A 16,081-nucleotide genomic window follows, 5' to 3' on the forward strand; every position below is an offset into this window, starting at 1 on the left:
TTCAGGTCAAGTGCGCGGTTTAGCCCTTGCCGTCGGTTGCGCAGTTGCGGGATCTTCGGGCCAGACATGACGCGGGTAACGCGCTTTCATGTCCTTGCGGACATCGTGCCAACCAGCCTTCCAGAATTCCGGCAAATTAGAAGTGACTGCGATGGGGCGATGGGCAGGGGAGAGCAATTGGAACACCAAAGCCACCTGCCCGCCTGCCAACATGGGATGACGCTCTAGGCCGAATAATTCCTGAACACGAACCTCAATTGTCGGACCTTGCTCTGCCGCATATTCAATCGTGTGGCGCGTTTCGAGGGGCGTGACAAAATGGGTCGGGGCGGCTTGCGCCATGGCTTGGCGTTCTGGCCAAGTGAGGAAGTTCTCCAGCGCTTGGGCCACATCCACATCGGATAGGTCTTTCACCCCCACCAAGGCAGGCAGCAACCAGACTTGCAAAGCCTCTTCTAAAGCCCCGGGCTTTCCCTGCGGCCACTGGTCGGGATAGCGGGCGTAAAGCCATTTCAAGCGCTCGACAAAGGACTTGGCCCGATCCGACCAGTTGAGCTTGTCGAGGCCAAGGCTGCGGACCGCATCAAACAGGCCCGCTTCAATCTGATCGGCGGTCAAGGAAACCGGGCGCTCTTCCAAGATTAGCGCGCCGAGGCGGCGTTGATAGCGGCCCTGCATGGTCCCTTTCGCCCGATCAAATTGGGTCTGGGTACGGGTTTCAATCTGGTTTGCGAACAGCGCTTCCAAATCGGCCTTATCGAGGCGCGCCGCCTCATTAATCCGCGCATTGGCGGCTTTGCCCTGCAGGGCACCAATGGCCAGAAATTCGGCAGTCGCCAGCCCTTCATGGGTGGGCAATTCGCCGCCACTGCCATTGACCAAAATGAAGCCACCGCGGCGGTCGCGCGCTTTGGCGACGCGCTCGGGGAAGGCAAGCGCCAGCGCCCGCCCTGCCAATTCTGCAACAGGGGCCTCTGTTGCGCCAACTTGCTTTGCCCAACCATGGGCTTGGGCGCGCGCCTTGTTGGCCCGAGGCGAACGGTCACGGGCAAATGAGACCAGACGGTGTTCCAGATCAGGCGAGGTGCCACCCAATCCACGCTCGCTCAACAAAGCTGCCAGATGCGCTGCCGTTGCGCCAAAGCCCAGGTCTCCTGCCCGCACGATCATATGGGCCAAGCGCGGTGGCAGGCCAAAACTGACCAGTTTCTTGCCATGTGGGGTCAGGCGGGAGGCTTGACCGGCTGGTGCTTCCAAGGCCTCCAGATCGATCAGAAGCTTGGTTGCTTCCCACAGAGCTGGTGCCGGGGGCGGGTCCAGCCACTTTAAACTGGCGGGGTCCGACACGCCAAAAGACGACAAAGTCAGCACCAAGGGTGCAAGGTCTGCTTCGAGAATTTCAGGGCGATCATAGGCTGGAAACGCGCCCATTTCGGCCTCTTCCCACAGACGATAGCATTGCCCCGCCGCGGTTCGACCCGCCCGCCCTCGACGTTGATCGCACGCTGCCCGGCTAGCGCGCACCGTCACCAAGCGGGTTAGGCCGCTATCGGGCTCAAAGGCCGGCCTGCGCGATAGACCCGCGTCGACCACGATCTGCACGCCTTCAATGGTCAGACTGGTCTCGGCAATCGCGGTTGAAAGGATGATTTTGCGTTGCACGCCGGCTTGAGGGCGAAGCGCTTGATCCTGCTCCGCGGGGCTCAAAGACCCATGCAAGGCGATGACCGCACAAGACATCGTGGCGGCTTTGGCATGAATGGCTTCATAAGCGCGGTTGATCTCGGCCGTGCCGGGCAAGAACACCAACACATCGCCTGGCCCTTTCGATAAGGCCTTCAAGGCAATGTTGGCAGCTTGACCTTCTATCGGCTGATCTTGCGTGCGACCGACATAGAAAGTCTCAATCGGGTAGAGTCGGCCAGCGCTCTCGATGAGCTCTGCGCCGCCCAATTGAGCCGCCAATTGCCCGCCTTCGACGGTTGCGGACATGGCGATCAGGCGCAAATCCTCTCGCAGGCCCGCTTGAATATCGAGCGCCAAAGCCAGACCTAAGTCGCCCTCCAGATTGCGCTCGTGGACTTCATCGAAAATGACGGCGGCAACATCGCTGAGTTCGGGGTCCGTCAGCATGCGCCGTGTGAGAATGCCTTCGGTGATGACTTCGATGCGGGTGCGCGCACTGATCTTCTTATCAAGCCGCACTTGATAGCCGACCGTCTCGCCCACGGCTTCGCCCAGCAAGTCAGCCATACGGGCGGCTGCGGCCCGAGCGGCCAAACGCCTTGGTGCCAGCATCAGGATTTTCTTACCCGCCGCCCACGACTGATCCAGCAAAGCCAAAGGCACCGAAGTCGTCTTGCCTGCCCCGGGCGGGGCAACAAGCACGGCAGAATTTTGGGTCTGCAGGACCTCTACCAAGCGGTCCAGTACGGCGACAATTGGCAAATCTGGCGGAATGGCCGCCAACATGGCCGCTTATTCTTGATCTGGGTCGGTGGCGACCCCGACGCGCTGGGCGAGCGAGGCTGCCATGAACATATCCAAATCGCCATCCAGCACACCTGACGTGTCCGAGGTCTCAGCCCCCGTGCGAAGGTCTTTCACCATCTGATAGGGCTGGAGCACATAGGATCGAATCTGATGGCCCCAACCAATATCGGTCTTTTGATCTTCTAGCGCATTGGCTGCGGCTTCGCGCTTTTGCAATTCCATTTCATAGAGGCGGGCGCGCAACATCTTCCAAGCAATATCGCGGTTCTTGTGCTGGCTGCGCTCTTGTTGTGAGGCGCAGGCAATGCCCGTGGGCAAGTGGGTGATCCGCACGGCGGAATCGGTTTTGTTGATGTGCTGACCACCGGCACCAGATGCGCGGTAGGTATCAATGCGCACATCCTTGTCTTGGATATCAATCACGATGGTGTCGTCGACCACCGGATAGACCCAGACGCTGGAGAAGCTGGTATGGCGCTTGGCCGCGCTGTCAAATGGCGAAATCCGCACCAAACGGTGGACGCCTGATTCCGTCTTGAGCCATCCAAAGGCGTTCTCGCCCTTGATCAAGAGGGTCGACGATTTGATCCCGGCTTCTTCACCGACGCTCTCTTCAATTTCTTCAACACTCATGCCGCGCGATTGCGCCCAGCGCACATACATGCGGCGCAAGATACTGGCCCAATCTTGGCTCTCGGTGCCGCCTGCTCCGGCGTTGATTTCAAGATAGGCATCATTGCCATCGGCTTCGCCGGATAAAAGTGCTTCTAATTCAGCGCGGTCCGCGCGGGTCTTCGCTTCGAGCAACCCTTTGCGCGCTTCCTCAATCATATCCTCATCGCCTTCGGCTTCGGCCATTTCAGCGAGTTCAACATGGTCAGAAAGGTCGCGTTCAAGGTGGCGGACCGCCTCAACCGAGGCCTGAATACGGTTGCGCTCGCGCATGAGGCCTTGGGCTTCTTGGGGATTATTCCACAGATCTGGCCGCTCACTCAGCGCGTCAAGTTCGTCCAAGCGGCGCAGGGCAACATCCCAGTCGAGCCGGCGACGCAAGAGCGCCACGGATTTACTAATATCACGACTGAGCGCTTCAAGTTCGGCGCGCATAAGGTCTCTCCAAAATCAATCCACGCAGAGGGCGGACATAAGCAAGGCCGGCCTGAAGGTCCAGACCGGCCATAAAGTGGTGTCAGTTTGCGTCGTCAGCCTTCTTTTTCAGCTTTCGGCGCGGCTGTTGGCGCGGGTGCAGGCGCAGCCTTGGGCGCAGCTTTCTTGGCCGCAGGCGCACGCGCGGCGGGTGTGTCATCGATCACGATCGAGCTTCCGGGACGCGTGTCCACGCGGGGCCCATCGGTGCGACCACTGCGCATTTGCGCCAAAGTGGCCGCAGCGCCTGCTGGATTGGTTTGAAGCTCAGCCAGAATATTCATCCGCTCTTCGGCTTCGATTTCGCGCGTGACTTCGGGCGAGGCGGTGAAATCCTCAACCGGACGGCCTTCATGCGCCTTCATCATATATTGCTTGAAGATTGGCCCAGCGACGGGACCACCGGAAGCGCCTTGATAAATCGTGCGCGGCAAGTCGTAGCCGACATAGACCCCGGTCGCGATAGAGGGTGAGAAGCCGACGAACCAAGCATCCTTATAGTCGCTGGTGGTGCCGGTCTTACCCGCAACCGGACGACCAAAATCCACGCCGCGACCTGTGCCTTTCAAGACCACATCCCGCAAAATGCCCGTCATTTCCCAAGCAGTGCGTGGCGAAATCACTTGCACGCCCCAAGGGTCAATTTGCGGAGGCCCGGCATCGGGGTTCAAGGCGGTATCGCAGGCCGGGCACGAGCGCCGGTCAGAGCGCCAGACGGTACGGCCACGCGGGTCCTGCAAGCGGTCGTAGAAGACAGGCGGAATATAGCGACCACCATTGGGGAAAACGGCGAAAGCAGAGGTCAAGCGCAGCACGGTGGTTTCCCCTGCCCCCAGCGCCATGGTCAAGTCATTGGGCAGATCATCATAAACGCCAAAGCGACGGGCATAATCGGCCACACGACGCATCCCAATCCGACGGGCAATCCGCACAGTTACCGTATTGCGCGACATCACCAGTGCTTGGCGCAAGGTCATCACGCCATAGAATCGGCGGTCCGCATTTTCAGGACTCCAGCCACCACCGCGGATTTTCTCATCCGAAATCTTGGTTTCAGGCGTTAGGCCCTGTTCCAAGGCTGCCGCGTAAATGATCGGCTTGAAGGACGATCCGGGCTGACGTTTAGCTTGGGTCGCGCGGTTAAAGCCTGAATCCTCGACGTCCATGCCGCCCGCCATGGCGATCACAGAGCCAGTCTGAACATCGATCGAGACCAGTGCGCCCTGAATACCCTGATGGCGTTGCAATTGGAGGGTGCCGTCATCGCGCCGACCCAACCAGACCAAAGCCCCATCCGCTAAAGGTTTCGAAGACCGTAGTGCCCAATCCTTATCCGCCTGAGGAATCGGAACCTTGGTGCCATTGGTGAGGCCAAAGGATTGGGCATCATCCAGCACGATGGCAAAGACGGCGCGAGGGTCTGGCCGCCAGTAGCGCGCCTTGGCCAAACGGGCCGCCCAGTCGCCGTTGACACTCATCATGCCGACTGCGCCTGCAAAGCCCCGCGTCCGGCGCGGATCTAAACGGTTGAGGCTGGCAGTCAGGGCTTCCCGCGCATATTTCTGCTTATCCAAGTCCACGGTCGAACGAATGATAAAGCCACGTGAATAGGGTGCGTCCTTCCCGAAGCGGCGGATCAAGTCGCGGCGAACTTCTTCCACAAACTCGCCCGCATCGGGGTCTGTCCAACTACCACGTGGATTGGGATTGACTGTCAAAGGTTCTGCTTGGGCAGCTTTCGCTTGCTGAGCAGTGATGAAGCCATTTTCCTTCATGCGCTCAATCACCCAATTGCGGCGACCAACGGCACGATCCATGTGACGCAATGGGTTATAATTGTTCGGTCCCTTAGGCAGCGCGCCTAAATAAGCGGCTTGGGCAATGGTTAGATCGCGCACGTCTTTGCCGAAATAGGTTTGAGCGGCGGCTTGAACGCCGTAAGACCGGAAGCCCAAGAAGATCTGATTGACATAAATCTCCATGATCTGATCTTTGGTCAGAACTTCTTCAATCCGGATAGAGACCAAAGCTTCGCGAACTTTTGACAAAATCTTGTCCAAGGTGGAACCGCGCGCATCTTCCAGAAGCAGGACGTTTTCAGCAACCTGTTGAGTAATGGTCGACGCGCCCTGCATGCGACGCTCACCCAGATTGCTGATATTGAACACGACCGCGCGCGCAACACCCATCAAATCAACGCCCGAGTGCGAGTAAAAGTCCTTGTCCTCGGCGGCCATAAAGGCGGCGATCACATGATCTGGCACTTGCTCAATTGGAATGTAGGAGCGGTTTTGGCGCGCGAACAGCCCGATCTGACGACCATCTGAAGAATAAATAGCGCTCGATACGGCGGGTTGGTAATTTGCGAGCTTCTGGTGATCTGGCAAACCTTGCAGCGCCATATTGACCAAAATCACAGCACCGATCACGCCCATGGCAATCGCGACCAGAGCGGTCAGAGCAATGATCTTCAAAAAACGCATCGTCGCTAGGTCTTTCTCGGTCGAGTTTGCGTCGTTTTGGGCTTTTGCCCTGTCACACGCAGCCTCCAATATAGTGGGCTAGTATGGCCTGCTTGGCGCGCAAGTTAAAGCGCCCTTTGCCAGTTGCGCTGCCGGAAGCGAGGCAGGCGGCATTCCTATTTGGTAGCCCCACCGCTGATCACCTGCACCCGATCAAAATAGGTGCTGATTGATTTGGCCGTCGCGGCCATCTGACGGCTGCGAAACTGAGGATTACCCAAGCGAGCCTCGTCCTCGGGGTGGGACATAAAGCCCATTTCCAACAAAACGGCGGGCACACGCGGTGATAACAGCACAAAGAAGCCGGCCCGCCGATGCGAGGTCTGGGTCACTGGCCCAATCTTGCGGATTTCGCCGATCAAAGACTGACCGAAAATAGCGGATTGGTTCTTGGTGTCGCGTTGGGTCAAATCGCGCAGGATTTCCATCACCGATTTATCTTGGGTCTGGTTGGGCTGGGCAATTGACCAATTGTCGTTATTCAGAAGCTGACGCGCCCGTTGCCCACCGGCTTCAGACAAGGTGTAGACAGTTGCGCCCACCGCGCGCGAGCCTGTAGGGGCGGAGTCTGCGTGCAATGAAATAAACAAATCCGCGCGCTTATCGCGTGCAATCAAAATCCGGCGCTCAAGGGTGAGAAACACATCGGTGTCACGGGTCAGGATCACTTCAAACCGGCGATCGCGTCGCAAATAATCGCGCAGCAAAATGGCGCTGGCGAGGGTCACTTCCTTCTCGAACAAAGTACCCGACACACCGGTAGCGCCGGGATCCTTGCCGCCATGACCGGGGTCAATCACAATCACAAATCGACGTCCGGAGGCATTGGGCCGGATCGGTGTTGGCACACTATTGACCTTTTCAACCGCTCGCGGCTTGGGCAAAGGTGCGGCGGTGGAAAACGTATTGGGATTGGTTGGCACCAATTCCAAGCGCAATTGTCGTCCACCAAGAACGCCCACAATCTCGTGCTTTCGCACCCGCATTGGCCCGGTAAGGTCTAGCACAATACGGGATTCAGCTTGCGATTTATCGGCAAAGCGGATTTGCGACACACCACCTTCACCGATCAAAGTGCCTGCCTTGCCATTGCCGAGCCCCCAATTGACACGCGGCATATCGATTACGAGGCGCGGCGAAGGTGCTGCCAAGGCAAAGAAACGATATTTAATCGATTGATCTAGGCGAATGGTGACGATGGTCGCTTCGGCTGCTTGATTCGTTGTGATCGCGCTGACACGGGGCAAGCCACGCGTCTGGGCTTGGGCCTGCGTAAATTCTGGGCTGCCCTTTGTTAGGGGTGCCCGCCAGTCAAAAGAAATCGAGGCTAAACCCAGCGCAAGGACCAATAGTCCCGCCCAACGCCAAGCGAATTTCCGCTGCACCAATAGCAGGCGGATGACGGCTGCAATCACTGTTTGATAAGACAATGGCTTCATAAAGGGTCCGACTGCCGAATCTGTGTGGAAATAAGCCTTAGCTTGATACCTTTAACCCACCGGACCTGTCCAATGTGGAATCAGGAAGCAAGTCGCGCTTCCCTTTCGGTGCGAAGTGAGGCAGTGTAAACTTCGATGCGGACTGGATCAAATTTTGATCTGTGCCGTGTTGTTTTTTTGGAACCGGACTTGCGCATTTGAAAGCCAAGTCTCAACCAGTTCATTCGATATGCCTTTGGGCATATTATAAGTCGGGACGCTCCGCGGCGATGACAGTGCGCGCCACTCTGTTTTTAGAGACATTGATCTTAAGCGAAGCTATGGTGCAGACGCGCCATTCGCATGGGCCTTTTGGCCGGGATCTGGGTGCTGCTCTCCCATCGCGCTTCGTTCAGCGCCGACTTTCACCAACAACCTTTTACGATTCGCGCTCATTGACCGGGAGACGACGCCACTGCGTTGCCCTGCGGCCGAGCCAGCGCGCTGGAGCTTACATCTATGTCCAAAACAATGCTGATCGACGCAGCGCATCCGGAGGAAACCCGGGTAGTTGTGCTCGCCGGAAACCAAATCGACGACTTCGACTTTGAATCCGCCTCTAAAAAGCAAATTCGCGGCAATATCTATCTCGCAAAAGTCACGCGGGTAGAGCCTTCGCTACAAGCAGGCTTTGTGGAATATGGCGGCAACCGCCATGGCTTCCTCGCGTTTGGCGAAATTCATCCCGACTATTACCAGATCCCAGCAGCGGACCGCGAAGCCTTACTCGCGGAAGAAGCTGAGCAAGCCGCCCTTGATGAAGAAGGTGATGGCGATGACGAACAAGTTCGCGCCCGCCGCGCGGCCCAACGTCGCTACAAAATCCAAGAAGTCATTCGCCGCCGCCAGATCATGCTGGTCCAAGCCGTCAAGGAAGAGCGCGGCAATAAGGGCGCAGCGCTGACGACCTATTTGTCGCTCGCGGGTCGCTATTGCGTCCTGATGCCCAACACCCCACGCGGTGGCGGCATTTCGCGCAAGATCACCGCTGTGGGTGACCGCAAGCGCTTGAAGTCGGTTATCTCCGAACTTGAAGTACCCAAAGGAATGGGTCTGATCATCCGCACCGCAGGGGCCAAGCGCACCAAGACCGAGATCAAGCGCGATTATGAATATCTGCTCCGTTTGTGGGACGATATTCGCGAGCGCACGATGAAATCCATCGCGCCGTCCTTGATCCATGAAGAAGATAATCTGGTGAAGCGCGCGGTTCGTGATCTTTATGACAAGGATGTCGACGCGATCTTGGTGGAAGGCGAAGAAGCTTACCGCGAAGCCAAAGACTTCATCAAAATGCTGATGCCTAGCCACGCGAAGAAAGTGCAGCAATATAAAGCGGCGACGCCTTTGTTCTCGCGCATGAAAGTGGAAAGCCAGCTCGAAAGCATTCACTCACCAATCGTTCAATTGCGTTCGGGTGGCTATATCGTCATCAACCAGACCGAAGCCTTGGTCGCGATTGACGTGAACTCGGGCCGCTCCACGCGGGAGCGTTCGATTGAATCAACGGCTCTCAAAACCAATCTGGAAGCCGCCGAAGAAGCCGCGCGCCAAATGCGCTTGCGCGACTTGGCCGGTCTCGTGGTCCTCGACTTCATCGACATGGAAGAGAACCGCAACGACCGTGCGGTTGAAAAGAAGATGAAAGATGCGCTGCGCTTTGACCGTGCGCGCGTCCAAATGGGCAAAATCTCGGGCTTCGGCCTGCTGGAGATTTCCCGCCAACGTCGCCGTACGGGCGTGTTGGAAGGTTCCAGCCACATTTGTCCAACATGTGATGGCACGGGTCGTGTCCGCTCGCCCGAATCTGCCAGCCTACAAGCCTTGCGCTCGGTTGAGGCTGCAGTCGCGAACCGCAAGGATTGCGAAGTCGCTTTGCATGCCGATATCGCAACCGCGCTGTATCTGCTGAACGAAAAGCGCGACCACCTCACCCGGCTCGTTCAAGAGCGCGGTCTCGTGGTGCGGGTATTTGCCGAGTCGGACATGACTCCAGGCCAATACCGCTTTGAGATCGTTGAGCTTGGCGAAGAATTGCTCGAGGATGATTTCGTACCCGTCTATGTGAAGATTGACGATCCAATCGACGAAGATGATGAAATCATCGAAGACGATGAAGACGAAGATCAAGTCGAAGCCGACGGCGACGGTGAAGAACGAGTCAGCGCCAAAGAAAGCCAAGACGGTGAAGGTCCACGCGAAGGCGGTAAGCGTCGTCGGAGACGTCGTCGTGGTGGTCGCCGTGATGAAGCCGGAGAAGGCGAAAGCGTGCGCGCTTCTCAAGCCGAAGGTGAAGCCGGTGAGGCCGTCGAAGGTGCAAGCGGTGACGATGGAGATGGCGAGGAAGAGGCTGGTCCTGAAGGGGAAACCCCAGCAGAAGCCCAAGCCCGTCGTCGTCGTCGTCGCGGGCGTCGCGGTGGTCGCCGCAGACGTGAGGGCGAAGCCATGCGTATGGGGCAGGCCGAAGGTCAGCCTCAGAGTGAAGATGGTGAGACAGAGCCTCAAATCGCTGGCATGGAAACCATCCATGTCGACGGCGGCGAAGCAGAAGCGCCCGCTGGCGAATTGACGGCAGCTCCTGCCGTCGAGCCCCTGCCCGTTTCAGAAGCACCGGCCAAGCGCAAACGCCCAAGCCGGAAGAAGGCCACTGAGGCCGCCGACGAGGTTACGGTTGCTGAGACTGAAGAAGCCCCTGCCGCTGTGGAAATTGTCGTGGAACCGGTTGTGGAAGAAGCGGAAGCGCCTTCCAAAAAGGCCCCGGCCAAACGGGCTGCACGCGGCTCAAAAGCAGCAGCCAAAGCGGCCGAAGAAGTTGCGTCACCTGCGGTGGAAACAGCCGTTGAAGCAGCCCCTGAAGCCCCGGCTGCAGAGACTGACGTCGCAGCAGAACCGGCCAGCACGGAACCTACTGCGCCACGCAAGAGTGGCTGGTGGTCGCGCAATGCCCAAAAGCTGTTTGGCAACTAAAGTCAGTTCGACGACTTAAAAGAAAACTGGGCCAGGTTCCAAGCGGAATCTGGCCCTTTTTATGTCTCGTCACATGCGATCGTGCCATCCTTTGTCACGGTTTCAGCTGAGGTTCATACCTCTGCCGCGAAATTGCCCTATTATCCATGAAAACAGTTTGGTGGTAGAATGGCGGCTCGTATTGGTCGCGTTTGGAAAGGTTGAATGGTCCAAGATGATGAGAGACACAGCCAGCCAAAAGCATGCCCCGGCCGCTCGAACCAAATCTTCCTGGTTACCCCACCTTGGGGTGATCGGCTTTGCAGTGGCAATTGCTTTCGCGCCACAAGCGCAGGCCCAATCCTTGGTCCGCGACGCCGAAATTGAACGCACGTTGCGCGATTACTCAAACCCGATTTTCGAGGCTGCGGGTCTCGCGCCCAATGATGTGAAAATTTACATTGTCGGCGACAAGACGTTGAACGCCTTTGTCACCAATGGCCAAAACGTCTTTCTACACACGGGCCTGATCCTCGAAACCGAGACACCAAACCAGTTGAAGGGTGTGATTGCACACGAGACCGGGCATATTTCCGGCGGCCATTTGGCGCGTTCAGATGCCAACATCCGTGAGGCCATGCGGCCAGCCTATGTGACCATCGCGCTTGGCCTGTTGGCGATTGCGGCGGGCGCGCCCGATGCTGGTGCCGCGCTTTTGGCCAGTTCGCAACAATTTGCGATGTTGAGTTTCTTCACCTTCACCCGCGTGCAAGAAAGCAGCGCCGATCAGGCGGCTGTGACCTTCCTCGAAAAGTCTGGACAATCCGGGCGCGGCTTGCTCGAATTTTTCACCAAGTTTCGCTATAATGAAATTTTGTCAGACTCCCGTCGGGAGCCCTATTTTCGGTCCCACCCACTGTCGGGAGACCGCATTCAGGCGCTGCAAAACCGGGTGAATGAGCAGACCAATCGCGATGCGATGGATAGCCCTGCCGATATTGACCGCCTGAAAATGATGCAGGCGAAGATCCAAGCCTTCCTCTACACGCCAGCGCGCACCTTTGTGAAATATCCAGCCTCGGATCAATCGATTTACGCGCGCTATGCCCGTGCCGTAGCAGCCTTTCGCGCACCCGACCTAACCACTGCGGTCCGAGAAACCCAAAAATTAATCGCAGAACAGCCTGAAAACCCATTCTTTTATGAGTTGTTGGGGCAAATCTATTACGAAAATGGCAAAGCCGAGGCCTCCATTGAGCCCAACAGGCGCGCAGTTGCCTTAGCCCCAAATGAGGCATTGCTCCTCATTGGCCTCGCCCGTTCGCTTCTGGCAACAGAGCGGGCGGACCTACGGGTAGAAGCAGAAGCGAGTTTGAGAGCTGCCTTGCGGCTGGAACCATCAAACGCCTTTGCTTGGAACCAATTGGCAGTAGTGGCGGATCGCAATGGACAAGTTGGCCTCGCCCGTCTTGCGACTGCCGAAGAAGCTTACAATTTGGGCGACCTGTTACGCGCCCACCGTTTCTCGGACCTTGCGATGCGCAATTTGGTGCGGGCAACGCCAGAATGGCGTCGCGCCTTCGACATCTCAACCATTACCCTCCCCATCGCCACCAAGGCTGGGAGACGGGGCAATGACCCCCGTCCTCTGACCCTGATGCCCGAAAGACCAATCGCGTCCAGCATCACGGCACCAGAAACTTCTGTTGGCCTCCTGCGGGTCGTCAATTTGGAAGACGCTGCTCATGATCACGGCGATACAGAGACGCACGCAAAACATTAAGAGTTATCCGATAAAATCTGATAGAAATTCAGTCATATTTCTTGGAGTCGCTGATGCGCCCTCATTACTTTGTCTCGTTCCTCGCTCTGTCAGTCACTGCACTCAGCATCGCAAGCTGCTCTAAGCCGGGCGAGAAAGCCGCAGAAACGGGTGAAGCTAAAGCGACCGCCGCACAAGTAACGCCAGCGCCAGTTAATGCCGACGTTTTGAAGTCGTTGACTGCAGAACAACAAACTGCCGTCCGCGCTCTGATACGCGATGAATTGGTTGCCAATCCTGAGATCCTGCTGGAAGCCCAGCGCGCCTTTGAAACGAAACAAGCGCGCGTGCAGAATGAGAAAGTGGCTGCTGCCTTCAAGAGCCTGAAGAGTGACCATGCCCAATTCAGCTTTGGCCCGGCCAATGCCAAGATCACGGTGATTGAGTTCTTTGATTACAAATGCGGCTTCTGCCATGCGGCCCAAGGTTGGGTCTCTAACCTGATGCAAACCCGCAAAGATGTGCGCGTGATCTTTAAAGAGCTGCCAATTCTGTCTGAAAACTCCACCACTGCGGCCAAGGCGGCAATTGCAGCGCACAATCAAGGCAAATATCTGCAAATGCACAATGCCCTGATGACCGCCCAAGGCGACCTCAGCCCCGAACAAATATTCCAAATCGCAGCCACCGTTGGCTTGAATGTTGAAAAACTCAAAGCCGATATGGACAAGCCGCAAGTGGAAGCGACCATCACAGGCATGCGCGATCAAGCCACCAATCTCAATATTGGCGGCACGCCCGGCTTTGTGATCAATGGGAAATTGGTTTCGGGCTTTAATCAGGAAGAGCTGGAAAACGCTTTGGCGACGGCTGGTGTGGATGTCTCCAACCCACCTCCAGCAAGTGGCCCCAAGAAGGGCTAAACCAGAATATCAATCCCACTGATGGCTTTTGCAGCACTGACCGCAAAAGCATCTTGGCTTTGCACAATGGCTTGCGACAGGGTTGATAGCGCGCGCTCTTGGCCCGGCGTTTCTTGAACCGCGCGCAAAGCCGCCATCTGCAAATGAGCAGCTTGCGCCTGCATCTTAGCATTCATCAATGACGAAACATCCATAGCACACTCCTGTGACGCCCTATCGTCTCAGCAAAGCCTTAGACTTGGCTTGCGGAAATGGATGGAATTTGAGTCAAATTAAATGCTGGGCGAGCTTGATCTATCCTACGCCTTACTCACTGGTAAATACTTCCAAACCGTGCTTCCTTAAAGTCACTTATATCCAAAAAACCCTCTAAAGAGAGGAATATGGGTTGACTTTAAAGGCAACTATGTTAAGTGATGCGCAGTTAAAGCTTGCTGGCTTCGTTGAGCTGACGCCCATTGTTCCTCTGCGCGCGGGAGAGCAGCGGCGGACAATTTGGGCCAAATCAGCCCTTCGTGATGTGGTAACGGGAAAGATCACGCCAGAGCTTGGGTTCCCATGCCTTGAGTTTGATCTGTTTGTTGGTCGGTATTGCAAAGGATACATTGTCAGTGCCACCCGAAATAAAAAGAAGAAGTCGGATTTCAAATGGCTACAAGGCCATCATCAAGTCTGGGTCGTGGCACTGCGCAATCCGCGCCCCGGCTGGCGGATTTTCGGCAGATTTGCGGGGAAAAATCGATTTGTCGCGCTTGGCGTTTTCATCCGCGGGGATCTCGGCAATTTGGACAATTATTCGATTGAAGCATCGAAAATTCCTTTGGAATGGGATGCTCTGTTTCCAAATGTTCCGGCCCACGAAGGGGCTGCGTTTCAAGACTATCTGGGAGAACTTGTGAGAGATGACGATGAATGAGCTGGACACTTACACCCGAGATTATCGCCGCCAGATGACGAGAGCGGCCTTTCAAAGTCTGTTCTGGAACGTACTTCAGAAGCGCAAACAAGACGCAGGCCTGACGCTAAAGGGTTTGGCAGACAAGTTGGGCATCCATAAATCCTATATGACACGATCCTTTTCCAGCCCGCCCAACTGGCAGATTGACAAATTGTCGGACCTTGCTGACGCGTTAGAAGTTGAACTAGTCATAGAAGCGCGGGATCAAAAAACCGGCCGAATTTTTACGGCCTTTGGCGTTCAAAATAGCCCGATGACCATGACCACCCATGGCTCTATGCATGTCAGCACTGGTGTGGAACCGCCAACATCTGCGCTTGAAAAAGTGACTCGCGTGACAGCATGAACGTCATTCAACCGCGACTTCCCAGTGGATACACATTTTTTTGCGATGATATTCGGTTTGAAATGTCGGGCAAGATCTCGCTGATCGGCATCTATTCAGCGGTCATGTTTGTCAAAGAATTCCCAACAATCTTGCCCCAACTTTGGGCATCAATCTATTTCCTTCAAAGCCCAAACGAGACCCGCCCCTTGAGTTTGCGGCTGCTCTTAGAAGTCAATGGAGAGGATCGAATACTCCAAGAAGCGAAAATTGAACATCCAAACAGCCTCCCACCCGTTGAAACTGAAGGGTTTCAGATGGCGCAAATGAACCTTCAACTTCAAATGCCGCACTTTCAGATTCTAGAAGAAGGGCGGTTAAAGGTGCGGGCCTATCTTGATAACGATGAAATTCGCCTCGGGGCGCTGGACATCAAAAAAGCACCCTGAAGTACCGTGTGAGGTCATTACACTCCAGAACAATGACAATTGACATGCCGCAATGAAGTGCGTCCGCAACGGTCAAGTGCGGGCGACAAAAAGCCAATTTGTCTTGAAAAACCGTTGGTGCCCCGGGTCGGACTCGAACCGACACTCCTCTCGGAACTGGATTTTGAGTCCAGCGCGTCTACCAATTCCACCACCGGGGCACGGTTGGGAGGGCAGTTCCTAAACGGGCTTGACCGTGAATGCAATCGGATTTTCTGCAACTTCCTGCAGGTGATGGTCGCGAAACTCAGAGCGCCCCATGCAACCGGTGGCCAAACCTGATTGGCAATCCCTGAGCCGCGGCGTATAGACGGCCGATGACATCTGCCCCTGCCCCCGCGTCTGACGCGCAAGCGCCACCCACCAGCTTTATCGATGCCATTGTCAATCTGAAAAAGGTTGCCGGACCAGACGGGGCCTTGATTGGGGATATTGTTGATCAATTGGATGAGCGTGCCTTTGGCCTCTTGATCCTCTTGTTTGCCATTCCTTGTTTGGTGCCAGGATTACCCGGCGCACAGGTGATCGCGATCCCGATCTTCCTATTAGCCATGCAAATGGCGCTGGGTTCGCAAGAAGTTTGGTTGCCTAAACGCGCGCTGGAAGCGCGGGTAAAATCGGCTTGGATTGAGTCGATTGCTGACTTTGCCGACAAGCGGTTGCGTTGGACCACCGTATTTTCAAAACCCCGCTTTACCTTTCTGGCGAGCGGCTTGGCGGAGCGACTGGTTGGCGCGATTTGCGCGATAGCATCCGTTACCATCATGCTGCCCATCACCAACACCATCCCCTCGCTTGCCATTACTTTGATCGCCGTTGGCTTACTGCAGACAGACGGCCTGTTCACACTGGCAGGCAGCCTATTGGGCCTTGCTTGGTCGACCTTTTTGGTCGTGATGATTTGGGGCCTGTTTGCTGGCGCAGGCTTTGCGGTAAATTTGGTCCAAGAGCATCTGCCCTGGTTGGGCAATATGATCGGACAATAGGTCGCATGCGTGTGGGGTGCGGGTTGAACTGTTCGAAGACAAGGGAACGGCCTA

General features: G+C 56.3%; 12 protein-coding genes and 1 tRNA gene. 7 read left to right on the top strand and 6 right to left on the bottom strand.

Features of this window, described 5'->3' with window-relative positions:
• Positions 1-6: 6 nt before the first annotated feature.
• The 4 genes from hrpB to ACOVRA_RS02750 form a co-directional block, all read right to left on the bottom strand.
• Positions 7-2,472, bottom strand: a complete 2,466-nt coding sequence (hrpB, locus tag ACOVRA_RS02735; RefSeq protein WP_421718950.1) for an ATP-dependent helicase HrpB — start codon at positions 2,470-2,472, stop codon at positions 7-9.
• 6 nt (positions 2,473-2,478) lie between these two features.
• Positions 2,479-3,600, bottom strand: coding sequence for a peptide chain release factor 2 (prfB, locus tag ACOVRA_RS02740; RefSeq protein WP_290807703.1), 1,122 nt, complete (start codon positions 3,598-3,600; stop codon positions 2,479-2,481).
• Positions 3,601-3,695: 95 nt separating this feature from the next.
• Positions 3,696-6,122: a penicillin-binding protein 1A gene (locus ACOVRA_RS02745; protein ID WP_421718951.1), complete on the bottom strand. Its 2,427-nt coding sequence runs from the start codon at positions 6,120-6,122 to the stop codon at positions 3,696-3,698.
• A gap of 155 nt (positions 6,123-6,277) precedes the next feature.
• Positions 6,278-7,600, bottom strand: a complete 1,323-nt coding sequence (locus tag ACOVRA_RS02750; protein ID WP_421718952.1) for an N-acetylmuramoyl-L-alanine amidase — start codon at positions 7,598-7,600, stop codon at positions 6,278-6,280.
• Positions 7,601-8,098: 498 nt separating this feature from the next.
• Here ACOVRA_RS02750 and ACOVRA_RS02755 point away from each other — a divergent pair, with 498 nt between their 5' ends.
• The 3 genes from ACOVRA_RS02755 (at position 8,099) to ACOVRA_RS02765 (ending at position 13,270) form a co-directional block, all read left to right on the top strand.
• Positions 8,099-10,606 carry an Rne/Rng family ribonuclease gene (locus tag ACOVRA_RS02755; RefSeq protein ID WP_421718953.1) on the top strand — a complete coding sequence of 836 codons (2,508 nt, stop codon included), beginning with the start codon at positions 8,099-8,101 and terminating at the stop codon, positions 10,604-10,606.
• A gap of 214 nt (positions 10,607-10,820) precedes the next feature.
• Complete coding sequence (locus ACOVRA_RS02760; RefSeq protein ID WP_421718954.1) at positions 10,821-12,368, top strand: M48 family metalloprotease; 1,548 nt, start codon at positions 10,821-10,823, stop codon at positions 12,366-12,368.
• 53 nt (positions 12,369-12,421) lie between these two features.
• Positions 12,422-13,270 carry a DsbA family protein gene (locus ACOVRA_RS02765; RefSeq protein WP_421718955.1) on the top strand — a complete coding sequence of 283 codons (849 nt, stop codon included), beginning with the start codon at positions 12,422-12,424 and terminating at the stop codon, positions 13,268-13,270.
• On the opposite strand, the gene ACOVRA_RS02770 is transcribed toward ACOVRA_RS02765, so the two are convergent.
• Entirely contained in the window at positions 13,267-13,464 is a 198-nt protein-coding gene (locus ACOVRA_RS02770; RefSeq protein ID WP_290807714.1) for a hypothetical protein, read from the bottom strand. The genes ACOVRA_RS02765 and ACOVRA_RS02770 overlap by 4 nt on opposite strands.
• 194 nt (positions 13,465-13,658) lie before the next feature.
• Here ACOVRA_RS02770 and ACOVRA_RS02775 point away from each other — a divergent pair, with 194 nt between their 5' ends.
• From ACOVRA_RS02775 to ACOVRA_RS02785, 3 genes are read left to right on the top strand one after another with little or no spacing between them, the layout of a single operon-like run.
• The gene (locus ACOVRA_RS02775) at positions 13,659-14,186 is read left to right on the top strand and encodes a hypothetical protein (RefSeq protein ID WP_421718956.1); all 528 of its coding nucleotides are present in this window, start codon (positions 13,659-13,661) and stop codon (positions 14,184-14,186) included.
• On the top strand, positions 14,179-14,574 hold the full coding sequence (locus ACOVRA_RS02780) for a helix-turn-helix domain-containing protein (protein ID WP_421718957.1): 396 nt from the start codon (positions 14,179-14,181) through the stop codon (positions 14,572-14,574). The genes ACOVRA_RS02775 and ACOVRA_RS02780 overlap by 8 nt, the downstream gene beginning before the upstream one ends.
• A complete protein-coding gene (locus tag ACOVRA_RS02785) occupies positions 14,571-15,002 on the top strand; it encodes a DUF6941 family protein (protein ID WP_421718958.1) in 432 nt (143 codons plus the stop codon). Before ACOVRA_RS02780 ends, ACOVRA_RS02785 begins: the two co-directional genes overlap by 4 nt.
• A 115-nt stretch (positions 15,003-15,117) precedes the next feature.
• Here ACOVRA_RS02785 and ACOVRA_RS02790 read toward each other — a convergent pair.
• A tRNA-Leu gene (locus ACOVRA_RS02790) sits at positions 15,118-15,202 on the bottom strand.
• A gap of 156 nt (positions 15,203-15,358) precedes the next feature.
• Here ACOVRA_RS02790 and ACOVRA_RS02795 point away from each other — a divergent pair.
• Positions 15,359-16,027, top strand: coding sequence for an exopolysaccharide biosynthesis protein (locus tag ACOVRA_RS02795; protein WP_290807723.1), 669 nt, complete (start codon positions 15,359-15,361; stop codon positions 16,025-16,027).
• Positions 16,028-16,081 lie beyond the last annotated feature (54 nt).

This window comes from Aquidulcibacter sp., assembly GCF_049239865.1.
Taxonomy (GTDB): Bacteria; Pseudomonadota; Alphaproteobacteria; order Caulobacterales; family Aquidulcibacteraceae; genus Aquidulcibacter.